Annotated in this window: 22 protein-coding genes and 1 pseudogene; 7 read left to right on the top strand and 16 right to left on the bottom strand. The window is 64.6% G+C overall.

Annotated elements, in window-relative coordinates; all coding sequences use genetic code 11:
* Positions 1-3: 3 nt before the first annotated feature.
* The 5 genes from BX591_RS14395 to BX591_RS14375 form a co-directional block, all read right to left on the bottom strand.
* Positions 4-1,158, bottom strand: a complete 1,155-nt coding sequence (locus tag BX591_RS14395) for a CmpA/NrtA family ABC transporter substrate-binding protein (protein ID WP_111932099.1) — start codon at positions 1,156-1,158, stop codon at positions 4-6.
* Positions 1,159-1,168: 10 nt separating this feature from the next.
* Complete coding sequence (locus BX591_RS14390) at positions 1,169-1,744, bottom strand: ANTAR domain-containing response regulator (RefSeq protein ID WP_111932098.1); 576 nt, start codon at positions 1,742-1,744, stop codon at positions 1,169-1,171.
* A 71-nt stretch (positions 1,745-1,815) separates the two neighbouring features.
* Entirely contained in the window at positions 1,816-3,723 is a 1,908-nt protein-coding gene (locus BX591_RS14385; protein ID WP_244146970.1) for a tetratricopeptide repeat protein, read from the bottom strand.
* A gap of 112 nt (positions 3,724-3,835) precedes the next feature.
* On the bottom strand, positions 3,836-6,010 hold the full coding sequence (locus BX591_RS14380; RefSeq protein ID WP_208459619.1) for a S8 family serine peptidase: 2,175 nt from the start codon (positions 6,008-6,010) through the stop codon (positions 3,836-3,838).
* Between the two features lie 441 nt (positions 6,011-6,451).
* A complete protein-coding gene (locus BX591_RS14375; RefSeq protein ID WP_244146969.1) occupies positions 6,452-7,792 on the bottom strand; it encodes an MFS transporter in 1,341 nt (446 codons plus the stop codon).
* Positions 7,793-8,145: 353 nt separating this feature from the next.
* On the opposite strand from BX591_RS14375, the gene BX591_RS14370 reads away from it, so the two are divergent.
* The gene (locus BX591_RS14370) at positions 8,146-8,889 is read left to right on the top strand and encodes a GntR family transcriptional regulator (protein ID WP_244146968.1); all 744 of its coding nucleotides are present in this window, start codon (positions 8,146-8,148) and stop codon (positions 8,887-8,889) included.
* Between the two features lie 236 nt (positions 8,890-9,125).
* Here BX591_RS14370 and infA read toward each other — a convergent pair whose 3' ends face one another.
* The 3 genes from infA to BX591_RS14355 all read right to left on the bottom strand — a co-directional run bounded on the left by infA (position 9,126) and on the right by BX591_RS14355 (position 10,658).
* Entirely contained in the window at positions 9,126-9,401 is a 276-nt protein-coding gene (gene infA, locus BX591_RS14365) for a translation initiation factor IF-1 (RefSeq protein WP_105506354.1), read from the bottom strand.
* A 136-nt stretch (positions 9,402-9,537) separates the two neighbouring features.
* The gene (locus tag BX591_RS14360; protein ID WP_093635985.1) at positions 9,538-9,819 is read right to left on the bottom strand and encodes a hypothetical protein; all 282 of its coding nucleotides are present in this window, start codon (positions 9,817-9,819) and stop codon (positions 9,538-9,540) included.
* Between the two features lie 620 nt (positions 9,820-10,439).
* Entirely contained in the window at positions 10,440-10,658 is a 219-nt protein-coding gene (locus BX591_RS14355) for a hypothetical protein (protein ID WP_111932096.1), read from the bottom strand.
* A gap of 229 nt (positions 10,659-10,887) precedes the next feature.
* On the opposite strand from BX591_RS14355, the gene BX591_RS14350 reads away from it, so the two are divergent.
* The 3 genes from BX591_RS14350 to BX591_RS14340 all read left to right on the top strand — a co-directional run bounded on the left by BX591_RS14350 (position 10,888) and on the right by BX591_RS14340 (position 12,127).
* Positions 10,888-11,532 (top strand): helix-turn-helix transcriptional regulator, encoded by a 645-nt coding sequence (locus BX591_RS14350; protein WP_035563390.1) that lies wholly within the window; start codon positions 10,888-10,890, stop codon positions 11,530-11,532.
* Between the two features lie 86 nt (positions 11,533-11,618).
* Positions 11,619-11,813, top strand: coding sequence for a DUF1653 domain-containing protein (locus tag BX591_RS14345; RefSeq protein WP_111932095.1), 195 nt, complete (start codon positions 11,619-11,621; stop codon positions 11,811-11,813).
* Between the two features lie 119 nt (positions 11,814-11,932).
* Entirely contained in the window at positions 11,933-12,127 is a 195-nt protein-coding gene (locus BX591_RS14340) for a YqaE/Pmp3 family membrane protein (protein WP_035557981.1), read from the top strand.
* A 45-nt stretch (positions 12,128-12,172) separates the two neighbouring features.
* Here the strand turns inward: BX591_RS14340 and BX591_RS14335 are convergent, their stop codons facing one another.
* Positions 12,173-12,484, bottom strand: a complete 312-nt coding sequence (locus tag BX591_RS14335; RefSeq protein ID WP_111932094.1) for a 2Fe-2S iron-sulfur cluster-binding protein — start codon at positions 12,482-12,484, stop codon at positions 12,173-12,175.
* Positions 12,485-12,582: 98 nt separating this feature from the next.
* Positions 12,583-14,577 carry a sigma-54-dependent Fis family transcriptional regulator gene (locus BX591_RS14330; RefSeq protein ID WP_111932093.1) on the bottom strand — a complete coding sequence of 665 codons (1,995 nt, stop codon included), beginning with the start codon at positions 14,575-14,577 and terminating at the stop codon, positions 12,583-12,585.
* 404 nt (positions 14,578-14,981) lie between these two features.
* Between BX591_RS14330 and BX591_RS14325 the strand changes: the two genes are divergently transcribed.
* Positions 14,982-15,272, top strand: a complete 291-nt coding sequence (locus BX591_RS14325) for a DUF1488 family protein (protein WP_111932092.1) — start codon at positions 14,982-14,984, stop codon at positions 15,270-15,272.
* A 193-nt stretch (positions 15,273-15,465) separates the two neighbouring features.
* On the opposite strand, the gene BX591_RS14320 is transcribed toward BX591_RS14325, so the two are convergent.
* From BX591_RS14320 to BX591_RS14295, 6 genes and pseudogenes are all read right to left on the bottom strand, one after another.
* Complete coding sequence (locus BX591_RS14320; RefSeq protein ID WP_111932091.1) at positions 15,466-16,767, bottom strand: NCS2 family permease; 1,302 nt, start codon at positions 16,765-16,767, stop codon at positions 15,466-15,468.
* Between the two features lie 198 nt (positions 16,768-16,965).
* Entirely contained in the window at positions 16,966-17,472 is a 507-nt protein-coding gene (locus BX591_RS14315; RefSeq protein WP_111932090.1) for a YaiI/YqxD family protein, read from the bottom strand.
* Positions 17,473-17,706: 234 nt separating this feature from the next.
* Positions 17,707-17,967 carry a DUF4148 domain-containing protein gene (locus tag BX591_RS14310; protein ID WP_111932089.1) on the bottom strand — a complete coding sequence of 87 codons (261 nt, stop codon included), beginning with the start codon at positions 17,965-17,967 and terminating at the stop codon, positions 17,707-17,709.
* Positions 17,968-18,081: 114 nt separating this feature from the next.
* Entirely contained in the window at positions 18,082-18,855 is a 774-nt protein-coding gene (locus BX591_RS14305; protein ID WP_111932088.1) for a slipin family protein, read from the bottom strand.
* Entirely contained in the window at positions 18,852-20,588 is a 1,737-nt protein-coding gene (locus BX591_RS14300; RefSeq protein ID WP_111932087.1) for an NfeD family protein, read from the bottom strand. Before BX591_RS14300 ends, BX591_RS14305 begins: the two co-directional genes overlap by 4 nt.
* Positions 20,589-20,671: 83 nt before the next feature.
* Positions 20,672-21,732 (bottom strand): annotated as a pseudogene (locus BX591_RS14295) (AraC family transcriptional regulator).
* A gap of 244 nt (positions 21,733-21,976) precedes the next feature.
* Between BX591_RS14295 and BX591_RS14290 the strand changes: the two are divergent.
* Positions 21,977-23,110: an acyl-CoA dehydrogenase family protein gene (locus BX591_RS14290; RefSeq protein ID WP_111932085.1), complete on the top strand. Its 1,134-nt coding sequence runs from the start codon at positions 21,977-21,979 to the stop codon at positions 23,108-23,110.
* Positions 23,111-23,307: 197 nt separating this feature from the next.
* Positions 23,308-25,002: an AMP-binding protein gene (locus tag BX591_RS14285; protein WP_111932084.1), complete on the top strand. Its 1,695-nt coding sequence runs from the start codon at positions 23,308-23,310 to the stop codon at positions 25,000-25,002.
* Positions 25,003-25,019 lie beyond the last annotated feature (17 nt).

Genomic DNA, 25,019 nt, shown 5'->3' with positions numbered 1-25,019 from the left:
GCGTCAACGCCGAATCGGAAAACTCGACGCATACGCGGCGGATGGCGTGTCACGCCCCCACACCTTGCCGTCGATCAACACGCGCTGCGCCACGTTGTCGCCCGGCACCGCGACGTTCATACCGGTCGCCGCCTCGCGATACAACTGCGTCTGATTGATGCGCGCCGCGATCGCGTCGTAGTCCGTGCGCGCGTCGATCATGCCCCATCGCTCGAATTGCGTGAGGAACCACGCGCCCTCGAACGGATGCGGATAGTTCACCGTGCCATCGTCGAAGAAACGCACCGGCAGGCCGCGCGGCGCGGACACGGCGATGTCGCCGCCTAGCCGCGCGGCAATCAGCGCCGCGTCGATGCCGATGTAATCGGGCCGCGCGAGCCAGTGCGCGATTTCGTCGCGATGCCCCGGCCCGTCGAGCCAGCGGCACGCTTCGAGCAGGGTTTGAACGAGCGCGCGCGCGGTATTCGGATGCGCTGCGGCAAAATCGCGCCGACAGGCCAGCACTTTCTCCGGATGATCGGGCCAGACCTCGCTCGAATAAGCCACCGTTTTGCCGACGCCGTCAGCCTCGGCCTGCGCGTTCCAGGGTTCGCCGACACACAGACCGTCGAGTTTGTCGTCGGCCAGCGCGGCGACCATTTGCGGCGGCGGAATTGCCACACTATCGATATCGCGCAATGGATCCACCCCTTGCGAGGCGAGCCAGTAGTACAGCCATGTGGCGTGCGTGCCGGTCGGAAAGGTCTGCGCGAACACGGGCTTGCGGCCGAGCGTCGCCAGCGCCGTGGGTAGCGTGCCATGCTCGGCGAGCGCGGCGGCGAGACGGTTCGACAGTGTGATTGCCTGGCCGTTGCGGTTGAGCACCATCAGCACGGCCATGTCCGTTTGCGGACCACCCAAACCCAACTGGACGCCGTAGACGAGCCCGTACAGCGCATGCGCCGCGTCGAGATCGCCGGACAGCAGTTTGTCGCGCACGGCGGCCCACGACGGCTGACGGCATAGCTCCAGCGTCAGCCCGTGCGCGTGACCGAATTCGAGCAGCTTCGCGGCGATCAGCGGCGCGGCGTCCGAAAGCGCCACGAAACCGAGCCGCAAATGGGTCTTCTCGAGTTGACCCGACGAAGCCGGTGCGGTGAAAGAGGAAGAAGAGTTCATGAGCGGCACTTCATTTGAGCAGATCGGCCGACGCGACGATTGCGCGCGCGATCTCGGCGAGTTTGACGCCCTGATTCATCGCGCGTTTGCGCAGGTTGGCATAGGCGGCGGGTTCGGTGAGATTCTGCTGATCCATCAGCAGACGTTTGGCGCGATCGATCAGCTTGCGTTCGGCCAATTCGTTTTCGGCTTGCGCGAGGCGCTCGCGCAATTGCGATTCCTGCGCGAAGCGTGCGAGCGCGACTTCGAGGATCGGTGCAAGCCGCTCGGTGGCGAGCCCTTCGACCAGATACGCGGTGACGCCCGCGCCGACCGCGTCGCGGATGAGCTGCTGGTTGGCGTCGTGGCTAAACATCAGCACCGGACGCGGCGCGGTGGCGTTCATCACCGCGAGTTGTTCGAGCGTATCTCGCGAGGGCGACTCGGTGTCGACGATGATCACATCGGGCCGCTCGCTTTCCACCGTGCGGTGCAGCGCTTGCGGCGTTGCCGTGCCGGCCAGCATGTCGTAGCCGAGCCGGGCGAGAGTGTCACGCAGATCGCCTATGGGCTTGTCGGTATCGGTGACGAGGAGAACACGCAGCATGGAGTAGGTTTATCGACGACTGGCTAAGGTTAAAGCAACGGCTATGCCAGTCGTCGCAACGTGCGCTGCAGTCAGCGTAAGCACGGGGTTGCCGCGACGGTGGACTCTTCCGTCTGCACCCGGGCGGGGCATCCGGACGGCGTGCACCGAAGCGGCACATCGCGCCATGCGCGCAGTGCGTCGGCGATGTCGTCGACGACAGGCGCCCACTCGCCCGGCTCAGGTTGGCGGAACAGACGCATGGACGGATACCAGGGGCTGTCGGTGCGCTCGGTCAACCATCGCCATTCGCCGTGGGCGGGCACCATGACCCAGACCGGCAACGCCGCCGCGCCGGCGAGATGGGCGACCGACGTGTCGACGGTGATCAGCAGGTCGAGCGAAGGCAGGATCGCGAGCGTGTCGGCAAAGTCGTGAATGACCGGGCCGAGCGTATGCAGATCGCGGTGCGTACTCGCCAGCGCTGCGCTGTCATGCTCCGGTTCGCCTTTCTGCAGCGAATACCACGAGATGTTCGCGAGCGCGAACAGCGGCTTCAACGCGTCGAGAGGCATGGAGCGAAAACGGTCGAGTGCGTGAGCCGGATTGCCCGCCCATACGATGCCGACGCGTTTGCGTTTCGCGTTCCCTGCGCGTGGAGAGATCGCTTCGAGACGGGCCTGCCAGTCCCGCGTCTTGCACGGGTCCGGGGTGAGGTAGGGCATGGCGATGGGCAGCATCGGGACGTCGAGTTTCATCGGCTCCGGCATGCCGAGCATCAGGCAATGATAGTGGTAGAAACCCGGCGGCAACGTAGTGAAAACGGTCCGCACGCCGGTCATGCTCGCTGCGAGCGCCGCTATCGGCTGGCTGACAAGCAAGTCTACGGTGGCGCCTTGCCGATGCAACCAGGCCGCGAAGCGCAGGCACTGGATTTCGTCGCCACGGCCTTGTTCGCCGACGAGCAGGAACTGGCACCCTGCGACGGGTTCGCCTCGCCACGCGGGAAAGCTCGCGTGAACCCGCTCTTTTTCCTTGCCCGGCAGCGCGTAGAACCATTTATAACGCCGCCATCCGGCCACGAAATCGCCGAGGCCGAGTTGTACGCCCGCCAGTTGAAATTGCAGGTGGGCGTTGTCGGGCAGCAACCGCGCCGCTTCGAGACCGTGCGGCAGGCTCTCCGCGAGACGGCCGAGCATGCTCAGCGCGCGCGCCGCGTTGTGATGCAGTAGCGGATGCTGAGGATCGACCGCGAGGCCCTGTCGGGCGACGCTGAGCGCGTCGCGGAAACGGTCGTGGCTGTTCAATACGAAGGCGAGCGTTTTGAGCGACTCGGCGTGATGGCCGCAGCGGGCTCTCAGTTGTTCGACCACGTCCTCGAGTTCGCGGTGGCGATTGTCGCGGGCGAGCGCGGCGACCAGATCGAAGCCGTCCTGCAGACGCGCCGGATCTTGCGCCCATGCGCGTAACCAGTAAGTGGCGGCGTCGCGGGTTCTGCCGAGTGCGGTGGCGAGCCGCGCGGCCGAGCGCAGTGCATGATGTAGAAACGGCTCGATTTCAAGCGCCCGCTCGTAATGCGTGATGGCCTCGGTGAGATGGCCGGCGAGCCGCAGACTGTCGGCGAGGTTGCGATGCAGGCTCGCCGTCCCGACGCTCGACTCCAACGCGCGACGGTAATACGCCTCGGCTGCTGCGTGATCGTCTTGCATCGCCGCAGCCAAGCCCGCGTGTTCCCAGAGTTCCGTGTGGTTCGGCGCGGCGCGCACGGCTTGCGCGAAGAAGTAACGCGCGCGGCTCAGTTCGGCCGTATGAACACACGCGAGGGCCATGCGATGCAAGGCATGCACGTTGTCTGGATGCTGGAGCAATGCGCGACAGTAGAGGCTCATCGCCGCATTCATGTGACGCGCGGAGAAAAGAACGTCGGCCCGCGCAACGAGTGCGTCGAAACTCGCGGCGGTTTCGTCGCGAGACAGCAGGGAGAGACTTTGTTTCGACACGCGACCTGGGTTTCTGTTGAGCGATGGGTGTGGAACGCGGGTGCCTGATGCGGCTGCATGACGCGATTGCCGCATGCAGGCGCCCGCGTTCCGACCTGGGCGGCGCAGTGGCCTATTGGTAGTAGTAGAGCGAGACAGCCTTGATCGACACGTTATCGATCGCGGATGCGCTGCTCACCAGCACGTAGTACGTGCCGATCCCAACGCCATTCACCACGCAAACGGCCGGCTTTCCGCCCGACATGACCGACGTACAACTCGGATTGGCCATCGAAGCCGTTCCGCTTTTCAGCAACAGGGTGGCCACGTCGCGCGGTGTGTCGGGCGACAGCGTGAAGGTCAGGCTTTTAACGCCGACTGGCGCCACCGAACTTCTCGCGTCTGGCGGAATCGTCACCGAAAAATACTGCTTGTCGCCGGCGCTCATCGGGAATCTCACCGCGCTTCCGTCGTCGGCAATGTTCGTGACCCGCATCGGTTCGACCTCGAAGGGACGCGTCACCTTGCTGATACCGCCATTGGCGTCCGTCACCGTCAGCGTGAACTCGTACGTGCCAGGTTGCTCGAAATCGAGCTCGGGGTTGGTCGATTTCGTGGTGACCGTGTCGCCCGCCGCCGTGCCGAAGTTCCATGCCCACGAACGGATCGGTGCGCCGCGCGCGGTCGACAGGTCCGTGCACGACACGTGCATCAGCTTGTCGCTTTGCTTGCAACTGAAGTTCGCCGCTGCCGGAATTTTCCCCAGCCGTGCCGCCGCGACCGCAGCGGTGGCATCCAGAATCCCGGCGCCGATCGGTTGGTCGGGCTTGCCGCCGGGAAACGGCTGCACGTTCTGTGCAAGCAAGGTCCGCAATTCGATGGGGGTGAGCGGGGTGGGCGCCACCGACTGCATCAGCGCAAGTACGCCGCTCACCGCCGGCGCCGCCATCGACGTGCCCGAGGCATAGGCGTACCCCTCCGTACCGGGTGTGACGGCGCCGTTGTTATAGGTCGACCAGATCGAGTCGCCGGGCGCGGCGATATCCACCGTCGGTCCATAGTTCGAGTCGACCCAGCGCGAGCCCCAACGGTTGCTGCCGCCCACACTAATGACGTTGCGGCAGTTGGCCGGCGAAAACTTCGTTGCGCTCGTTGCGTTGTTGCCTGCCGCGGCAACGACCGTGGCGCCGCGCGAGACGGCGAAGTCGAGCGCATTCTGCAGCGTGCTTTCGCAGCCGCCGAGGCCGCCCAGGCTCAGGTTGATGATCTTCGCGGGGTGCGTGTTGGCGGGCACGCCCGACACCGTGCCGCCGGCCGCCCAGACGATGCCGTCGGCGATGTCGGACGTGTAGCCCCGGCCGCATGCGTTCATGACTCGCACCGGCACGACCTTGGCGCCGGGCGCCACGCCGGCGCCGCCGTAGCCGTTGTTGGTCAGCGCGGCCGCGATGCCGGCGACATGCGTGCCGTGCCAATCGACCGCGCAGGTCTCGGTGATGATGCCGGGGTTGGTGCCGTTGCCGCCGCGATGGGTGGCGGTGAAGTCATAACCGGGCAGGATGTTCGGGTTCAGGTCGGCATGGCTGGTGGTGCCGTTGTCGACGACCGCGATCACGGCGCCGGCGCCGTTTGCCATGTCCCATGCGCCTTCGGCGCGAATGCCCGGATAGCCGCTGCCGGCTTTCTGGTTCGAGCTCAGACTCCATTGCCGGCTGTAGTCGGGATCGTTCGGTGCCATCGTCGTGGACATCTCGCGATCGGCCTCGATATAGTCGACGTTCGGGTCCGAGGCGATGGCGCGCATGAACGCCTTCGCCTCTTTCATGTTCAGCTTGCGTCCGGTCGTCACGACGTCGGCGCCAATGCCGGTGCGGCGGAAATGGTGTGCCTTGGCAGGGAACGCCGCCGACAGTTTCTGCAGTCTCGATTGCACCGCCGAGGTCGAGTCGCGTTCGGCGGTGCCGTCGCGATATTTGACGATGAAGCGGTCGTTGCTGGCGTCGGGTTCGAGTCCGTCGGTCTTCATTTTCAACGACAACGCGAGCGGCACGCTGGTCGACTCCGCGGCGAGCGCCGCCGAGGTTTCGATGTCGGCGTTGGCGGCAGGCGCCGCGGCTTCGTCGCCCGCGCCCGAACCGATCGTGCCGCTGCCGTTGCTGCCGCCGCAGGCGGCGAGTGTCAGCGAAAGCGACAGCGCGGCGGCGCAAACCAACGTTCGGCGTGCGGTGATGATGGATCGCGACGCGGCCAGTGCCGCGATCGTTGTGCGGGACGTTTCGCTCCCGCTTTCATGTCTCTCTTTTTGCATCTTGTTCTACCTCGTACGACAAATGAAAATGACTGTCTCGCCCGATGCAGCCCTCGTACGGCTGGATCAGGATCGCTAACTAATCGCTGCTGCCAGGGCTCGGCGTTGACGTTCCCGTTTCGCCGCGATGAACCGAGCCACCGCGGTTTTGCAGGGCATTTGAAAAATTAGCTCGATCAGGAGATTAAATATCCTGATCAGGTTAAGCAATCAGGCAATTCTATTTGTGTGTCGGAGGAATTACCCAGCCTGTAGGACTGAATGTGCGACGGGCGCGGCAGGCGCGCGTGAGTCGCGTCCAGAGCGGACGCGGCAGGAAGGTTGGTGAACAGAAGCAGGTGGGTTTTGTCGAGTCGGCAAGCTTGACGCTCACCGTTCAATTGCCGCGTCATTTTTCAAATGAGCGGCTGCGGAGGAATGGCGAAAAACGAATCTGCCCGGTCAATTCCACCGGTCATAGCTGCGCGGCGAAAACAGCAGGCTCAGCCCGATCATCGCGACGACACCGACTGCCAGCATCACCCAGGCGGCCCCGAAACTACCGGTCCAACCGCGCGCCATGCCGGCAAGCATCGGCGCGATCGCGGCGACCACGAAGCCGACGCCCTGGGTGAACGCGACCAGCTTGCCGGCGATGCGGTGGTCGGCGGAATGATCCATCGCGGTGACGAGCGTCAGCGAGAACGTGCCGCCGAGTCCGGCACCGGCGACGCCGACCCACAGCCACGCGGCCGTATCGGGACATGCAATCAGTCCGAGCAGTCCGATGAGTTGCGCGGACAGGCCGAGCACCAGCCACGGCCGCCGATCCCGGAACGACGCCGCGGCAAGCGGCAACAACAGGGCCGCGGCCGCCTGGAAGACCGTCATGCCGGCCAGCAGCGAGCCGCTATCCGTGACGCTGACGCCGCGTTGCTGATAGAACGCCGGGAGCCATGCGACGAGGCTGGTGTAACCGCCGTTGACGATGCCGAAGAACAGACCCAGCGTCCATGCGCGGCGTTTGCGCCAGAGCGGCGGGTGGAGCGTGGAGGCGTGGGAAGGAAGGCGCGCGGGGCTTGGCGAGGAAGGTTGATTCGGAAGATGGCTCGAAGATTCGCTCGATGGGCCACGTGTCGAAGGCACGTTTGACGGGGAGTTCGAAGACACGCCCGAAGACACGCCCGCGCGCCGCCGGTTCAATCCCAGCCAGCAAGCCAGTGCGACCACGGCGGGCAACGCCCACACCGCGAGGCCTGCGTGCCAGGACCCCAGCGCGTTGCTCACCCACGGACTCAGGCGTGCGCCCAACCCGCCGCCACCCATGATCGACGCCGAGAATACCCCCATGGCGAGCGGCACACGCGCGTGAAAGCGCTGCTTCATGACGGCCGGCAACAACGCCTGCACGGCGGCGACGCCGACCCCGGCGAGCGCGGCGCTCAACAACAGCGCCGCGCCGCTGGCGGTGGCCCAGCGCGCGCCGCACGCGAGCGCGATCGCCAGCAAGCCCAGCGCGACGCCACGAGTTTCGCCGAGCACGCGGGTCAATGCGCCCGCGCCGAACGCACCGATGCCCATTGCCACCACCGGCAAGCTGGTCAGCAAGGACGCGCCGTAAAAGCTCAGCCCGGTGGCCGCCCGAATCGTGGTCATCAACGGACTGATCGACGTCAACAACGGCCGCAAATTCACGCCGATGACGACGACCGCGCCGAGCCACAGCGCGTCCTGCCAGGTGAGTGGTCGGGATGCGTCGTTCGTGTGGCGGGGAGTTGGGCTGGCGCTGGAGTGCGAATTCACTATAGACCTGGGAGAGAGAAGAGCGGCACCGTCCGCGCGGGGGCGCCCGTAAGAAAGTTGGCGCGGCGAGCGAAGGCAAGGAGACTTACGTGCTACGAAAAATCACGCAAACGCATTTTTGGTTAACCATAATAACCTGAAATGGTTGACCATTTTTGCAATGACCGGTATAGCGCACGACATAAGCGGATGGCGCAGGTGCGGCGTCGCCGCTAGAATGCCCGGCGCCGGTACGCGGTTTTCAACGCGCGGCGGCGCGCCGGGTGATTGCCTGGTTTGTGCCTGGCTATCGCCTGGTCACGGCTCACCGCGCAGTTATCACCTGGTCACCACTCACACCCGTCACCGAAACCATGGCCTCACGTTCCCCTCGCTCACCGCCCGCAGACACCGCAACGGCCAGCCTTAGCGCACCGGCAGACGATCCCGTCGGCGTCGAGCAGCGCATCTACGCGTCGATCACCGCGGCGTTGTTGCAAGGCCGTTTGCGGCCGGGCGCGCAACTGGTCGAGCGGGATCTCGCCGCCGCCTTCGGCTGCACGCGCGGCGCGCTGCGCAAAGTGCTGGCGCGCCTGGGCTTCGAGGGCAAGCTGGTGCTGGAGGCGAATCGCGGCGCGTTCGTGCCATCGCCGTCGGAGCAGGACATTCGCCAGGTGTATCGCGCGCGGCAGATCGTCGAGGCAGGGATCGTCACGGCGCTGTGCGGGGCGTTGAGCGCCGCGCACAAGCGTCGTCTGCGCGCGCATGTGCGCAGCGAGGAAAAAGCGGCGCGCGCTGGCGCGATCGACGAATCGGTGCGTCTCGCGGGCCAGTTTCACGTGCTCTTGACGGAGCTGGCGGGCGGCACGGAATTGTTGGGACTGGTCGGCCAGCTCGTCGCGAAGACCGAGCTCTACAAAGCCTTGTTCGACCCGTCGAAAGGCTCGTCCTGCTCCGCGGACGAACACCTGCGAATCATCGAGGCGCTCGACGCAGGCGACCTGCAAGAGGCGTTAGCGGCGATGCGCGAGCATCTCGCTGAACTGGAAGAGCGCGTGATCGCGCAGGTGCGCCAAAGCGCCGCCGGCGAGGATCTCGGTGCGGTATTCAGAAGATAGGAGTAGGGACGGAAACAGAAGCGCCTGGCGCCGTTCAAGGTCGCGAGGGTGTGAAACGCCATTGCCGCTGAAAGAGGCAGGCAGGGGCAGACAAATGAGCGAACGTCGCCGCAGCGCGCCGCTCAGGCTCGATTCAACGAGTCAAGCCGGAGAAGGCGCGCGAAAGGCTTCGCGTACAACTGACTGCAATCGATCACACCGGCGCCATGTGCAACGCGCTCAGTGTGCCGTCCGTCTTAACGGCGACGGAATTGCGAATTGTTACGGGCTGCACCGCCACCGCTGGCGCGCTCGTCTTTGTGACGGAAATTGATCCGGCCTTTGGTCAGGTCGTAGACCGACAGTTCCAGCGTAACGCGGTCACCCGCGAGAATACGGATGTGATTCTTGCGCATGCGCCCGGACGCGTAAGCGCCAACCACGACGCCGTTGTCGAGCGTCACGCGGTAACGGCTGTCCGGAAGTACTTCGTCGACGATACCGTCAAGTTCAAGCAGTTCTTCTTTCGCCATGCATAACTCCTGGTCGATGGGATAGCGGGTTGCTGGTCCCCGGCGAGGCCGGGTGCACAGCAGGGATTACGAATGTTGACAACTGGCTTTCAGGCCCGTTGCCTTGCGGCATCAGCCTATGCGCTGATAGTACCGCTCAAAGATCGGCGACGGACTGGCCGTCTACTCGGCCGTCGATCAGTTGTTCGGCGTGAGCCATGCACGCGATGCGCGCCTTGCCCGTACCGTCGAACGGAAACAGATACTGCAGACGGAATACCCGGCCGTCGGCCGCCGGATTGGCGCCCACGCGGCAGATGCGCACCGACGCGTCGTAGCCCGCGTCCGGATTGCGGCCCGTTTGACCGTCCGCCGGACGGCGCGGATAGACGAGCGGGTGAATTTCATAACCCTTGTACGTCTTGACAACTGAATTCATGAAGCACGTGTCCTGTATTACGTGGCCGGCGTGTCACGCGTGTTACGCGCGCTACGACAGGCCGGGCAGCGCAGCACCCTGGGGCGCGCCGCCATGGAAAAAGGTTGGCACAGGCCCGATGGCAAGGGCTTGAGCGCGGCCGCGCAAAATCGCGGATTCGATGGAGAAGAAACACGCTGATGTCGCGCGGACATCGGGCGCGTAAAAGCTGAACCACTCAGCTGCACAACTCGCGACGGCGCATGCATGCAGCGCATTGCCGGAGTGACGGGATCGCCGACAGGCGGCGGTCGAACAGTCGAGGGTGGTGCGGAGATGCGGGTTTGAGACGGCCCGGTGTTACCTGGGTGTTGCGTGTTGCTGCCGCTTTTTGCTCCCGACAGTGCGAATTCGGAATGCAGCTATTCCAATATGATGCACTAAATGGGGCTTATTGGATAGCGAAAAGTTCCACGCGCGAGCCGACGGCCCGGCTGGCGGGGCTTTGAGCGAAACGCGACGGACACGGGCGGGGCGCCCACGCAGCCGTTGCGTGCCGTCACGCGTCATCGAGCGGCCGGCGCGACGTTCGGTGCATCGTTGAGCGCACCGCGGTTGGTCGTGGCGAGCGGCGTACCGCCTCAGCGGGTCGTCTCGGCAACGCGCTTCTGTAACTCGCGCGACGCCGCCAGCGGAATGCGCGCGTCATCCCAGGCCGCCAGCCATTCCACTTCCTTCGACGTAAAGATCTGTCCGTGATTGCGCAGCGCGTACTGCAGCGAATCGATGATGTGATTGCGGATGATTTCCGGCGTGCCTTCGTCATCGAGCACGGCGCGAAACGCTTCGAGCGTGGCCATCTGTTGCTCCGTGAAATAGATGGCCTTTTATCGCACGAAAAAAAAGCGCTCGCCACGCGAACAAAATTCGCCGTGCGCGATGGCGGCGTTGCGTGCGCTGCCGGTTTTTGAGGGCGTGATCGGTGCGGCGGTCGCGGCGGCCGGGCCGGGTGGCTACAATGTCGAGTTGCCGCGCGAGGCCATCCGGCATGGCGGGCACGCGGCGTCCTTCGAACACTGCGATTTTCTAATGCGCAAGACAACCGTGTCTCCTGTGAAAGACCTGCTGCTGGAGCGCTACGCTCCCATCGCCGACGGTATCGCGGCGCTGTTCTACCCGTGTGCCGAAGTGGTGATACACGACCTGCGCGATCAGACCATCGTCTACCTCGTGAACAATCTGTCGAAGCTCGAGGTGGGCGGCCCGTCGGTGCTCGACGAAGTCCACTATGCGGCACGCGGCCAGACCATCGGTCCGTACGAGAAGCTGAACTGGGACGGCCGGCGCATGCGCTGCGTGAGCAACATCCTGTTCGACGACGAGCGCAAGCCGGCCGGCATGTTGTGCATCAACTTCAACATCGCGGTGTTCGAAGACGTGCGCTCGACGCTCGATCTGTTCATCAAGGGCGGCACGCTGTCGGACGCGCCCTCGGAGGACCTGTTCCGCGACGACTGGCAGGACCGCATCAATACGTACCTGCACACGTGGCTGCGCGAGCGGCAGATCGGCGTCAACGCGCTCACGCGCGAGCACAAGCGTGAAATCGTCGAAGCGCTGCATGCGCAGGGCGCATTTCGCGGCCGCAGTTCGGCGAATTACGTGGCGGCCGTGCTGACGATGGGACGCGCCACCGTCTACAAGATTCTGAAGCAGATGAAAGAGGGCGGCTGAGCTCGGAACGACCTTCCTGCAAGGGACGCGGCGAGCGTCGCGAACCTCGCGCGCCGCGGTTTTCAATTCAACGAAGGAGCATTCGAATGGTGCGCTACCGGCACTACAAAGGCGGTCTGTACGAACTGGTTTGCGAGGCGACGCTGGAGTCCGATCCTACGATCACGATGATCGTGTACAAAGCGGCCAATGGTTCGATCTGGACGCGTCCGGCTTCGGTGTTTTTCGAGCTGGTCGACGTCGACGGCGTTAAAATGCCGCGCTTTGCGCCGATCAATTAGGCGTTAGTGTTTCTGTTTGCGTTTGGGTTCGCAGTAATGCTGTAGCGGTCTTGATTGCCGCCGCATTCGCGCCTGAATAACGCTTGCCTTCATCATCATCATCCAGTCAGGAATTCCGAATGCGTCTCTTGCTTGCCATCGTTTTGCCGTGGTTTCAGTTCTTCACCATCGGTCGTCCGTTCGCGGGGATCATCTGTCTGTTGCTGCAACTCACGGTAATCGGCTGGATTCCGGCTGCGATCTGGTCGGTGTACGCGCTGAGCCAGTACACCACGGACAAGAAAATTGCCCGGGCAATGGGCAACTCGCGGTAGGCCAGTCTGGCGAGCATCGGTGAAAGGACGCGGCAAGCGCCGCGTTCATTTCAGCGGCGCCAGCTCAATCGCATCGGGGATGTCCAACACCACGTCGGTTTCCGCGATCGCCACGCACGGCAAGATATAGCCTTCGGTCTTTTCTTCGCGGCTTAGCCCCGGCCACTCGATCGTGTAGCGCACGCGTCCCGCCGTCATCCGGCACATACACGTGCGGCACGTGCCATTGCGGCATGAGCGCGGCAAACGTAGATGGGCAAAACCGGCGGCTTCGAGAATGGTCAGCGAGTCGGGGGCTTCGAAGCTTTGGCCGAGCGGTTCGATGCGAACCAGCGGCGGGCGGGTGGAATCGGACATCGTGTGAGTCTGTGACGGATTGCGTCACACTTTACACGGTGCTGCGTTGATTGTTCGCCTTGGCGAGCCGGCTCAACGCGCAACCTCAGCACCCCACCTCAATGAGCCGCCCCGGTGCGCCGCAAATACCGGTACACCGTATTGCGCGCCAGCCCTAACTCGCGTGCCGCCGCCGACACATTGCCGCCGAGCCGAGCGAGCGTTTGCGCGATCAATGTAGCCTGCCAATCCTCCATTCGCGCAGGCGATTGCGTCGTGACGCGACCGACGCGAGCGTCGCCGTCCGCGCAACGCTCCACCGCCGCCGACGGTCGCCCGGCCTCACCGCCCGCCACATCGACACAATCCAGCAAAAAGTCTTCCGGCAAATCATCGAGCTCGATCTGCTCCGCGCCTTCGGCCATGATGCTCGCGGTGCGCAGCACGTTGGCCATCTGCCGCAAATTGCCTGGCCAGCGGCACTGCGCAAAACGTTCGAGCACGGCGGCCGATACGCGCCGCGGCAGACGTTCGCCATCCGGCTGCAAGGCCAGCATGCGCGTCACGAGCGTCGCCAGATCGCTGCGCTCGCGCAGCGCCGGCAACGTGACGACGAGTCCGTTGATCCGGTAATACAGGTCTTCCCGAAAGGTCCCCGCCTCGATCATTTCACGCAGATTGCGGTGCGTCGCGCAGATGACGCGCAGATCGACCGGAATCGCGCGCGTGCCGCCGAGCGGCACGACGGTGCGCTCCTGCAGCACCCGCATCAGCCGCACTTGCTGCGCGAGCGGCATGTCGCCGATTTCGTCGAGGAACAGCGTGCCGCCGTCGGCCTGCACGATCTTGCCCACACTGCCGCGCTTTTTCGCGCCGGTGAACGCGCCGTCTTCGTAGCCGAACAGTTCCGCTTCGATCAGCGTGTCCGGCAGCGACGCGCAATTCAACGCGACGAACGGCGCGGCCCGTCGCGGCGAATCGTGATGGATCGCGCGCGCGAGCCATTCCTTGCCGGTGCCGGTCTTGCCGAGCACGAGAAGGGGAATATCGCGGCCCCGCAGTTTGGCTACCCGCCGCAGCACGGCGGCCATGTACGCGTCGCCGGTGTCGAGCGTTTCCAGCGTCGCGAGCGGAACGGGCTCGCCTCGCTGCTGCGCCGCCGTGAAGGCCGCCTGTCCCGCCCCGGTTCCAAACTCGCGCGACGAACCCGCAAGACTCTCCGCCGGCGCGACATAACGCGGCGTCGCATACTCGCCGCGCGCCACCACCCGCACGCCGCTCGGCAACGTCAACTCGATACTTTCACCAGGCGCGCGGGTGATCTGCTGCAGCAGCTTGGCGAACCCGATACCGAACAGCGCATCGATCGGTTGCCGTTGCAGGTCGGCGAGCGGTTGCCCGAATTGAAACAGCGCGCTGCGATTGGCCGACAGAAACCGGCCGTCCGGTGCAAACGCCGCGAGCCCTTCGAACAGTGTGCCGATGAACTCCGCGCGCGCGTGAAAGTGGACCCGGATCGCATCCGCGAACTGATTGGAGAACAGATGATTTTCGATCATCTGCGCCGACATTCTGACGAGCGCGAGCGTGTGCTTATGAAAGCCGCGCGTGTCGCCGCTCACGTCGAGCGCGCCGATGGTGCGCCCGAACGGATCGGCAATCGGCGCGCACGAACAGGTGAGAATCCGGTTGGCATGCAGGAAATGCTCGCCGCCATGCACGACGGTGGGTTGCCCGTCGACCAGCGCCGTGCCGATCGCATTGGTGCCGCGATCCGCTTCGGCCCACGACACGCCCGGACACAACGCAACGCGATTGGCTTTCTCGACGAAGTCGCTGTCGCCGAGACTATGCAGGATCACGCCATGGCTATCGGTAAGCAGCACCATGCTTTGCGTGTCGACGATCTGCGCGTGCAGCGTTTCCATGACCGGTAATGCATGCGTGTAAAGCGATTGATTGCGCTCGATGAGTTCGCGCAACACCGGCTGACGCAGCGGATGAAAGTCCGGCGTTTCCGACGCACGCAGGCCGATCTCGACCGAACGGGCGTGAGCTTGCGCGATGACATCGGGCCGGCCGAGGCTGGCCGGCGAGGCTGGGCGTTGGGTCAATGCATGTCTCCGGTGATCGGCTGCGACGGGTGCGTTGCCCGTCGCGCGATGCCGCATCGCAACATATGCGTCGCGGCCCAACACCGATATTACAGGACGAAGCGCGTCGCGCGCGGCAGGGAAAAAATCGCGATCAGACCCGAAGCACGCCCGGAAAAAAACCGCACCAGGCACCAAAATCAAGCAAACGAAAAGGAAAACTTGCGCCGCGCCAGAACTCGTCTAGAGTGAATCAAATCACCTCCGCGGGCCGCGAACTGCGCGGCCGTCGCCATGGGGTGAATAGCCCGCGTCGCCGGTCATCGATCAGGGAGGAGGCAACGGCCAGGCGCGATCGGACGTAACCAGCGTGCGCATAACCCGGCGGCACCATGCGCGGCGCCCAACCTTCCAGGTGAACTCCCATGCAGATCCTATTCCCGAACGAATCTCCTGAATATTCAGGTCGCGAACTTACCCTGGCGTTCCCGGCGATGGTCGACGGGCAAAGGGTGGAATGCATGATCACCGCGGAAGCGCTGGAAGATCACTACGGCGCGGCATCGCCGCGACTGGAAGACATGGTCGGCGCGTTCGACGCGCATCGCACCCGGATCGAAGCGGCTACGCGGCGTTTGCTGTCGGAAACGCGCGCGCAGTGCCTGGTGTTGCGCAGCGGCTATGTGCGCTTCTACGAAGCGAACTGGCGCAACTAAGGCGCCCATGGTCTGACTGCCGGAAGCGTGGCGGGTGAGCTACCGCGCCAACCGGCGTCCCGCGTATTTGAGCCCAATCGTGCTTGAGCTTGCTTGAGCCTGCTTGAGCGCGCAGCTTTGCGCCGCATCGACTCGTGTCGTTGCCGCATGGCGCGGCAGCCGAATTTTCAAATCTTCAGATCATGCGTCGCAATTATTCGCTGCCGAGATAAAAATACCGGAACAGGAAGATCGCGGCGATGATCCACACCACCAGTTTCACCTTGCGCGCCTGACCCGTCAGCAGTTTCAATCCCGCGTACGAAATGAAGCCGAACGCAACGCCATTGGCGATCGAATAGGTGAACGGCATCAGCAGCGCGGTCAGCGCGGCCGGCACGACTTCGGTCGCGTCGTCCCACGGCAGATCGAGCATTTCGCGCAGCATCAGACACGATACGTACAACAGCGCCGGCGCCGTCGCGTAGCCGGGCACGACGCCCGCCAGCGGCGCGAAGAACAAGGCGGCCAGGAACAGCACGGCGACGGTGATCGCGGTCACGCCGGTGCGGCCACCCGCCTGCACGCCCGACGCGCTTTCGATATACGCGGTGGTCGACGACGTACCCAGCATCGAGCCCGCCAGAATCGCCGTGCTATCGGCGAGCAGCGCGCGGTTCAGTCGATGCATCTTGCCTTCCACCAGCAGCCCCGCGCGATTGGCCACGCCCATCAGCGTGCCGGTCGCGTCGAACAGTTCGACGAGGAAGAACACAAGGATCACGTTCAGCACGCCGGTGGACAGCGCGCCGCGAATGTCGAGCTGGAACAGCGTCGGCGTGATGGACGGCGGCGCGGACACGATGCCGTGAAACTGATTGCCGCCGAAGAAAAAGCTCAGCACGGTAACGCCCACGATGCCGATCAGAATCGCGCCGCGCACCCGCAGATAATCGAGCGTGACGATCGCGAAGAAGCCGATCACCGCGAGAATCACGTGCGGATTGTGCAGGTCGCCGAGCGTGACGAGTGTGGCCGGATTGCCGACCACCACGCCGGCCGTCTTCAGCGAAATGATCGCGAGAAAGAGGCCGATGCCACCGGTGATCGCAATCCGGATGGAGTGCGGAATGCCGTTGACGATCACCTCGCGCACCCTGAACAGCGTGACGACCATGAACAGGCAGCCGGAGATGAACACCGCGCCGAGGGCGGCCTGCCACGTGAAGCCCATGCCCTTGACGACCGTGTACGCGAAGTACGCGTTCAGGCCCATGCCGGGCGCGAGCGCGATCGGGTAATTCGCATACAGACCCATGATCAGCGAAGCCAGCGCGGCCACGATGCAGGTCGCGACGAACACCGCGTCTTTCGGCATGCCGGCGTCGCCGAGAATCGCCGGGTTGACGAAGATGATGTAAGCCATCGTCAGGAAGGTGGTGAGGCCTGCGAGCACTTCGGTGCGCAGGTTGGTGCCGGCGGCGTCGAAGCCGAAGTAGCGGTTTATGGCGTCCATGAGGCGGGTCTCTCGTCGTTCAGAAGGCGTTTCTTGTGGGTGAGGCGGTGAGGCGGAAAATCGGGCGATGCGCGCTGGCGTTATCAGGTCCGCGTGGTTTTGCGTCTGTGCCACGGGTGCACGGCAGCACTACGGCCGGATTGTAATCACGATTGATGGCGGCACGGCATGTCGTGGCTTGAACTCATGCGCAAATGCCTAGGCGGTGGACGATTCGTCGGGCGACTGTGGCGTCGGCGCATCAACTGGCGCGGCGGGCCTGGGTTGCCGTGCCAGCCAGCGATCCAGCTCGCTCGCGAAGCTCTTGCTGTCGCGCGGGCTGAAGGCGGCTGGCCCGCCGGTGTCGACGCCGCTGCCGCGTAACTGGTCCAGCATCGAACGCATGCGCAGCCGTTCCTCGATCGTGCCGGGGGTGTACCACTCGCCGCGCGGGTCGAGCGCTTGCGCCTGTTTGGCCAGCACGGCAGCCGCGAGCGGAATGTCGGCGGTGATCACGAGATCGTCCGCCGCGACGCGTTCGGCGATCAGATTGTCGGCGGCGTCGAAACCGGCCGGCACCTGGATCGCGCGGATCAGCGGCGAGGGCGGCACGCGCAGAAACGCATTGGCGACCAGCGTCAGCGTCATGCCGGTGCGGCGCGCGGCGCGGTACAGCATTTCCTTGATCACGACCGGACAGGCGTCGGCGTCAACCCAGATTGGCATCGTGTGGATTCCCACTGCGGGGTGTATCGAAGGGGCGAGATGATACCTTGCCAGCAAGCTCGGCGGCGCGGCAAGCGGATTGACGACGTGGTGGGGCGTGTGGAAGGCGGGACCGTGGAGCGCAGACGTACACAAGCTGAACAGCCGGACAGAAAAGACACACCCGACCCACTGCGCCCACGACCGTTGCAGTCGCGGGCGGCCCAGCATGCCGCGTGACGGCGGCAGCGCCGCTTATTGCGTCATCGTCCCGCCGGCCACTTGCGCGCGCCGTGCCGCGACGATGCGCCCCGCGCGCTGCGCGTTGTCCGGATAGTCGATCCAGTCGAGCGGATCGTAGCCGGCGGCGCGCCAATCGGCGAGATCGGCCCGGACCTCGGCGCGCGTTTTCGGCGCCGATGGGTCATTGGCGCGAACCGACGTCTGCGCGAACGCGTTGCTCATACTCACGGCGGTCAACAACGCGCCGAGTCCAACCAGAGATGCAATTCTCATGACGAGCTCCCAGGGAGCGGTTAAAAACAATCCCCGTATTCTAGTTTTGGCGTCTCTGTCGAGTAAGGCGGTTGAAGGCAATGCACCATTTCACTTCGTGGCGCAATTGGGATTTCATGGCGCCGACGGCTTAACGAAACGATCCAGCACCGCGCTCAACAGATCGATCGGCAGCGGAAACACAATCGTCGAATTCTTGTCGGCGGCAATCGTGGTGAGGGTTTGCAGATAACGCAGTTGCATGGCCTGCGGTTGCCGCGCCAGCGTCTGCGCTGCTTCCAGCAGATGCTGCGAGGCCTGCAATTCGCCTTCCGCGTGAATCACCTTGGCGCGCCGCTCGCGCTCCGCTTCGGCCTGGCGGGCGATCGCGCGAATCATCGTTTCGTTGATATCCACGTGCTTGATTTCGACGATCGACACCTTGATGCCCCACGCGTCGGTTTGCGCGTCGAGCACTTTCTGGATGTCGGCGTTGAGCTGCTCGCGATCGGCCAGCAGTTCGTCGAGTTCATGTTTGCCGAGCACCGCGCGCAGCGTGGTTTGCGACAACTGGCTGGTGGCTTCGAAGTAACGCGCCACCTGAATCACCGCCTTCTCCGGATCGACGACACGGAAATACACCACCGCGTTGACCTTCACCGAGACGTTGTCGCGCGTAATCACGTCCTGCGGCGGCACGTCGAAGACAACGGTGCGTAGATCCATGCGCACCGCCTGCTGCACGATCGGAATGATCAGCACGAGGCCCGGCCCCTTGACCTTCCAGAAGCGCCCGAGCATGAACACGACGCCGCGTTCGTACTCGCGAAAAATCCGTATCGATGAAGCGATCAGCGCGGCCACGAGCAGAATCAGAATGCTGGTGAAGCCGAATGTGAAACCGATCATGAGCGTTCTCCTTGTGGTCGCCCTTCCGCCGGCACCACGGTGAGCGTCAGGCCGCGCCGCGCGATGACCCGCACGGTGTGGCCCGCCGCGACCGGGGCCGCGCTGGACACCCGCCAGCGTTCGCCATGCACCTGCGCCCAGCCGCCGAGCGGGGCGTCGGCGGGGGTTATTTCGGGGACGGTGGCGGTGCGGTTGGCGGCGCTGACCGCGCTCCTCGTGGGGCTTGCGGTTGCGTTGCCACCTGCGCTTCCGGCAGCGTAATCAGCCGGGTTTTCGGCTGGGTTTTCAGTGGGGTTTTCAGGCAGCAAACCGCCGTCGAGCACCACGCCGATACTGCCGATCAACGCTTCCGCGCCCGTCACCACCGGCCGCCGCCTTGCACGCAACGCGAGCCGCGACACCCCGAGCACGAACAGCACGCTGAACACGACGACGGCGGCGATCATCGGTAGCGGGATGCCGTAACCGGGCACGTCGGTATCGATCAGCATCAACGCGCCGATCACAAACGCGACCACGCCACCGAAACCGAGCGAGCCGAAGGTCGGCAGGAACGCCTCGCCGATCAGAAACGCGATGCCGAGAAAGATCAGACCGAGGCCGACGTAATTGACCGGCAGCATCTGCATCGCGAACAGGCCGATCAGCAGACTGATCGCGCCGACCACGCCCGGCAGCACGAAACCCGGGTTGGCGAATTCGAAGAACAGGCCGTACATGCCGATCATCAGCAGGACCAGCGCCACGTTGGGATCGGTGATGACGGCGAGGAAGCGGCTGCGCCAGTCGGCTTCGAGTGTGACGATCGGGGCGTGCGCGGTGTCGAGCGTGACGTCGCCGCCGCGGGTAGTGATCTTGCGGCCGTCGAGCTGGCGCAGCAGGTCGGGGAGGTCGCGCGCGTTCAGATCGACCACGTGTTGCGCGAGGGCTTCCGCCGCCGACAGGCTGACGGCTTCGCGTACCGCGCGCTCGGCCCAGTCGGCGTTGCGCCCGCGCATTTGCGCGAGGCCGCGGATGTAGGCGGCGGCGTCGTGAACCTGCTTGCGGAGTTCGGTCGATTGGGTGTCGAGGGGGAGGGCGTTGGCGCTAGCGTTGGCAGCGGCGGAGGCGCTCGATGCGCCGCCGGTACTCGTTGAACCCGCACCCGCACCCGCACCCGCACCCGCACCCGCACCCGCACCCGCACCCGCACCCGGCAATCCTGGCATGCCACCGCCTGCGGGCGGCTCCGCACCGCCCATGCCCATCTGAATCGGCGTGGCCGCGCCGAGGTTGGTCCCCGGCGCCATCGCCGCGATATGGCTGGCATAGACGATATAGGTCCCGGCACTCGCGGCCCGCGCACCGCTCGGCGCGATGAAGGTGGCGACCGGCACCGGCGAGGCGAGAATCGCCTTGATGATCTGCCGCATCGACGTGTCGAGGCCGCCGGGCGTATCCAGTTGCAGCACGGCGAGTTGCGCGCGCTGCTCGGCGGCTCGTTGCAGACTGCGCACGATAAAGTCGGCGCTGGCTGGACCGATCGCGCCATCCACCGGAATCACCACCACGCTGCCCGGCGCCACCGCCGCTTCGGCCCCGAACGGCGCCACCGTTTCGCACGATGCGAATCCGATGGCCAAAAGCACGCCGAGCGCGGTCATGCCGCGCATCAACCGGCTCACGACACCGCCACGGATAAGCGGCATGCGCGAGCCGGACTGCCGGAACGGGAGACGCGGATACGTGCTCATCGCTGACGGCTGCCGCGCCGCGTCGACAGGATGCGAGCGGCGCGGGCCGAACCCTCTGGTAAGGCAGGCCTGCTGCTTACAGCTTAGTCCGATTCCGCGCGCCGCGTGAAATCGCCGCGCCACCCCCAAGCCCACCACCCCCAGCCGGCCGGTAATCCGTCGGCCGCATCCCCGTCCACTTCCGGAACGCGCGATGAAACGCGCTCGGTTCCGCAAACCCCACCGATGCCGCGATATCCGCGATCGTGCGATCGGTGTCCTGCAACTCGCCGATCGCGATGTCGCGCCGCAGGTCGTCCTTGATCGACTGATACGTGTGGCCTTCCTGCTTCAGATGCCGCCGCATGGTCGCTTCGGCCACGTTCAACCGCTCGGCCATCCGGTCGGCGGCGGGCCAGCCGGACATGGGCAGCGCGCGCAGCATCTTGCGCACGCGCGCCGCGAGCGAACCGGGATTGCGGTACTTGACGATAAAACTGCCGGGCGCGTCGCGCAGAAATGGCTTGACCGATTTCGTCGTCTGAATGACGGGCAGGTCGAGAAACGCCGGCGACAGATCGACGTATGACTCGGCCTGATCGAAGCGCATCTCGTCGCAGAAAATCAGCCGGTATTCGCGCGCGGCGGGCGGTTCGGCGCAGCGAAAGCACGCCTCGAACAGCGGAATACGCCGTCCCACCAACCAGCACACCAGGCCATAAACGAGAATGAACCACGTCGCATATGCAAACATGGCCGGCGGCGCGGCACCCTCGCGCTCGACGAAACGCAGCCTCACGCGTTGCGCATCGGTCTCGATGCGCGCGCCGAGATCGTCCAGCACCAGCCGCATGAAGCCGACCGCCCGCGCCAGCGCCTGCGCGCCGTTGCGCGCGGTCAGCGCGGTTTGCGTCATCGCGATGAAGCTGCCGCTTTTCATGCGATGCGAATCCTGGCCGAAGAACTCGTCGTCCAAAGCGCGCGCGATGCCGGCCCACAGCGCGCCGTATTGCGCCGCCGACACGCGGCTCTTCGGCGAAGCCAGCAGTGCCGCCGCGATACCGTTCGCTTCGGCCAGCGGCCGCGCGTCGAAGCCGCTCGCGCGCGCCAGCGCCAGGGTTTCCCCGACCATGCTGACGGAAATCGTGCCCTTGTCGTTTTTCATCTGACTGTGCTCAAGCTGGCAAAAGCGCTCAGCATTTTCCTCGTGACGATTCGCCAGGCCCTTGAACTTGCGGCTCGAATCGGGCTTGCATAGTATCAGTATGGTAAATACGCTCAGCCAGAATGATCGGGCTGAGCATCGAACCTGTCCAGCGGCTTGCCTACACTTATCTTCCATGAGATCGCGGCCGGCCACGGAGACAGGCCTTCACCGCGATCAGACGGACCAGACAGGATCGAGCGCCATGGACAGCTTCTACACCGAAGACCAACGAATGATCCGCGATGCCGCGCGTGACTTCGCCACCGAACAACTCGCACCGCATGCGGCGCAATGGGACCGCGAAGCGCAACTGCCCGCCGAGGTCGTCACGCAGATGGGCGAGCTCGGCTTGCTTGGCATGATCGTGCCGGCGGAATGGGGCGGCTCGTACACCGACTACGTGGCCTACGCGCTGGCGATCGAAGAGATCGCGGCGGGCTGCGCGTCGTGCGCCACGTTGATGAGCGTGCATAACTCGGTCGGCTGTGGGCCGATTCTCAAATTCGGCACCCAGGCGCAGAAAGACCGCTATCTGCACGATCTCGCGGCCGGCCGCACGATTGGCGCGTTCTGCCTGACCGAGCCGCAAGCGGGTTCGGAAGCGAACAATCTGCGCACCCGCGCCGTGCTGCAGGACGGCAAGTGGATCCTCAACGGCAGCAAGCAGTTCGTGACCAACGGCTCGCGCGCCGATATCGCGATCGTGTTCGCCGTCACCGATCCCGAGCTCGGCAAGCGTGGTTTGTCGGCCTTCATCGTGCCGACCGATACGCCCGGCTTCAACGTCGGCAAGCCGGAGCACAAGCTCGGCATTCGCGCGTCCGACACCTGCCCGATCTCGCTCGACGATTGCGCGGTGCCGGCAGAGAATCTGCTCGGCGAACCGGGCGAGGGATTGCGCATCGCGCTGTCGAATCTGGAAGGCGGGCGGATCGGCATTGCCGCGCAGGCAGTCGGCATTGCGCGGGCCGCGTTCGACGCCGCGCGTCGCTACGCGAGCGAACGCATGCAGTTCGGCAAGGCGATCAAGGACCATCAGGCCATCGCCTCCATGCTCGCCGATATGACCACGCAACTGAACGCCGCACGCTTGCTGGTGCATCACGCGGCGCGCTTGCGCACGGAAGGGCTGCCGTGTTTGTCGGAGGCGTCGCAGGCGAAACTGTTCGCGTCGGAAGCGGCCGAGCAGATCTGTTCGAAAGCGATCCAGATTCACGGCGGCTATGGCTATCTGGAAGACTATGCCGTGGAGCGTCACTATCGCGACGCCCGCATCACACAGATTTACGAAGGAACCAGCGAAGTGCAGCGTATGGTCATCGCGCGCAATGTTTAAACGCCGGGCGGACGGCGTTTGAGCGCAAAATAGTTTGGCTGCGGAGCCGCCGCGCGAAGAAGCCGGTGCGTGGTTGCAAAGCGGCAAGGAAACAAGGCAGCAACGCAGCAAAGCCAAAAAAACGGAGCGCATAGCGCGCCACCCATGCGACCCGAGTCGGCGCCCACCGCCAACCCGGATCGACACAGGAGACGACGATGACGGCAGCGAAAGGTTTCTTCGACGCGCGCGATTTCCTACTGCGCCACCGAACCGACTACGACCGAGCATACCGCGAATTCAAGTGGCCGGCGTTGGGCGAGTTCAACTGGGCGCTGGACTACTTCGACGTGATCGCGCGCGACAATCACAACCCGGCGCTGTGGATTGTGGATGACCCGACCAGCGACGGCCTGCGTTTGTCGTACGCGCAGATGTCGGAGCGCTCCTCGCGCGTGGCGAATTACCTGCGCAGTGTCGGCGTGGGCCGTGGCGACCGTCTGCTGCTGATGCTGCCGAACCGCGTCGAACTCTGGGACGTGATGCTCGCCGCGATGAAGCTCGGCGCGATCGTGCTGCCCGCCACCACCCAGTTGTCAGCCGACGACGTGCGCGACCGCGTGCAGATCGGCGGCGCGAAATTCGTGGTGGTCGACAGCGCGGAGCTGAGCAAATTCGACACGCTCGAGGTGCCGCTCACGCGTATCTCGGCCGGCGCACCGCGCGACGGCTGGCTCGATCTCGCCGCGGCCTACGAGGCATCCCCGGAATTCACACCGCAGGGCGTCACGCTCGCCACCGATCCGCTGCTGTTGTACTTCACATCGGGCACGACGTCGAAGCCGAAGCTGGTCGAACATACGCATCAGAGCTATCCGGTCGGGCATCTGTCGACCATGTACTGGATCGGCCTGCAACCGAACGACATTCACTGGAACATCAGCTCGCCTGGTTGGGCCAAGCACGCGTGGAGTTGCTTCTTCGCGCCGTGGAACGCGCAGGCCTGCGTGTTCGTGTTCAACTTTCCGCGCTTCGTGCCCAAAGACACGCTGAACGTGCTCGTGCGTTTCAACGTCACCACGCTATGCGCGCCGCCCACGGTCTGGCGCATGCTGGTGCAGGAGCATTTGACCGATTATCCGGTCAAGCTGCGCGAGATCGTCGGTGCGGGCGAGCCCTTGAATCCGGAGATCATCGAACGTGTGAAGCACGCGTGGGGCATTACGATCCGCGACGGCTTCGGCCAGACCGAAACGACCTGCCAGATCGGCAACTCGCCGGGACAACCGGTGGTGGCGGGATCGATGGGACGTCCGCTGCCCGGCTACAGAATCGAACTGGTCGATGCCGACGATCAACCCGTCAGCGAAGGTGAAATCGCGCTGCCGCTCAACGGCGCTCGACCGCTCGGCCTGATGACCGGCTACGCCAATAACCCCGACGCCACCGCGCAAGCCATGCGCAACGGTTTCTACCGCACCTCCGACGTCGCCTTGCGCCGCGACGACGGTTACTACGTCTATGTCGGCCGCGCCGACGACGTTTTCAAATCGTCCGACTACCGTCTGAGCCCATTCGAACTCGAAAGCGTGCTGATCGAACACGAAGCGATCGGCGAGGCGGCGGTCGTGCCAAGCGCCGACGCGCTGCGTCTGTCCGTGCCCAAGGCGTTCGTCACCGTGCGTCAAGGTTACGAAGCCGGCCCGGAACTCGCGCGCGCGGTGTTCGCGTTTTCGCGCGAAAAGCTCGCCCCGTACAAGCGGATTCGTCGTCTGCAATTCAGCGATCTGCCGAAAACCATCTCCGGCAAGATTCGTCGCGTCGAGTTGCGGCGCCGTGAAATGGAGCGCGAAGCCGAACCCGCGCGCCTGCCGGACGAGTACTGGGAAGAAGATTTCCCGGACCTGCGTTGATTCTTTTCATTCCCAGT

It is taken from the genome of Paraburkholderia bryophila (genome assembly GCF_003269035.1).
Taxonomy (GTDB): domain Bacteria; phylum Pseudomonadota; class Gammaproteobacteria; order Burkholderiales; family Burkholderiaceae; genus Paraburkholderia; species Paraburkholderia bryophila.
Note: the sequence above shows the minus strand (reverse complement) of the source record. Positions and strands in the feature narration are given on the sequence as shown.

Excerpts from the sequence above, each read along its gene's own strand:
- BX591_RS14395 (WP_111932099.1), bottom strand. The coding sequence starts at position 1,158 with ATGAACTCTTCTTCCTCTTTCACCGCACCGGCTTCGTCGGGTCAACTC.
- BX591_RS14390 (WP_111932098.1), bottom strand. The coding sequence starts at position 1,744 with ATGCTGCGTGTTCTCCTCGTCACCGATACCGACAAGCCCATAGGCGAT.
- BX591_RS14380 (WP_208459619.1), bottom strand. The coding sequence starts at position 6,010 with ATGCAAAAAGAGAGACATGAAAGCGGGAGCGAAACGTCCCGCACAACG.
- BX591_RS14370 (WP_244146968.1), top strand. The coding sequence starts at position 8,146 with ATGGCCTCACGTTCCCCTCGCTCACCGCCCGCAGACACCGCAACGGCC.
- infA (WP_105506354.1), bottom strand. The coding sequence starts at position 9,401 with ATGGCGAAAGAAGAACTGCTTGAACTTGACGGTATCGTCGACGAAGTA.
- BX591_RS14360 (WP_093635985.1), bottom strand. The coding sequence starts at position 9,819 with ATGAATTCAGTTGTCAAGACGTACAAGGGTTATGAAATTCACCCGCTC.
- BX591_RS14355 (WP_111932096.1), bottom strand. The coding sequence starts at position 10,658 with ATGGCCACGCTCGAAGCGTTTCGCGCCGTGCTCGATGACGAAGGCACG.
- BX591_RS14350 (WP_035563390.1), top strand. The coding sequence starts at position 10,888 with ATGCGCAAGACAACCGTGTCTCCTGTGAAAGACCTGCTGCTGGAGCGC.
- BX591_RS14345 (WP_111932095.1), top strand. The coding sequence starts at position 11,619 with ATGGTGCGCTACCGGCACTACAAAGGCGGTCTGTACGAACTGGTTTGC.
- BX591_RS14340 (WP_035557981.1), top strand. The coding sequence starts at position 11,933 with ATGCGTCTCTTGCTTGCCATCGTTTTGCCGTGGTTTCAGTTCTTCACC.
- BX591_RS14335 (WP_111932094.1), bottom strand. The coding sequence starts at position 12,484 with ATGTCCGATTCCACCCGCCCGCCGCTGGTTCGCATCGAACCGCTCGGC.
- BX591_RS14325 (WP_111932092.1), top strand. The coding sequence starts at position 14,982 with ATGCAGATCCTATTCCCGAACGAATCTCCTGAATATTCAGGTCGCGAA.
- BX591_RS14320 (WP_111932091.1), bottom strand. The coding sequence starts at position 16,767 with ATGGACGCCATAAACCGCTACTTCGGCTTCGACGCCGCCGGCACCAAC.
- BX591_RS14315 (WP_111932090.1), bottom strand. The coding sequence starts at position 17,472 with ATGCCAATCTGGGTTGACGCCGACGCCTGTCCGGTCGTGATCAAGGAA.
- BX591_RS14310 (WP_111932089.1), bottom strand. The coding sequence starts at position 17,967 with ATGAGAATTGCATCTCTGGTTGGACTCGGCGCGTTGTTGACCGCCGTG.
- BX591_RS14305 (WP_111932088.1), bottom strand. The coding sequence starts at position 18,855 with ATGATCGGTTTCACATTCGGCTTCACCAGCATTCTGATTCTGCTCGTG.
- BX591_RS14300 (WP_111932087.1), bottom strand. The coding sequence starts at position 20,588 with ATGAGCACGTATCCGCGTCTCCCGTTCCGGCAGTCCGGCTCGCGCATG.
- BX591_RS14290 (WP_111932085.1), top strand. The coding sequence starts at position 21,977 with ATGGACAGCTTCTACACCGAAGACCAACGAATGATCCGCGATGCCGCG.
- BX591_RS14285 (WP_111932084.1), top strand. The coding sequence starts at position 23,308 with ATGACGGCAGCGAAAGGTTTCTTCGACGCGCGCGATTTCCTACTGCGC.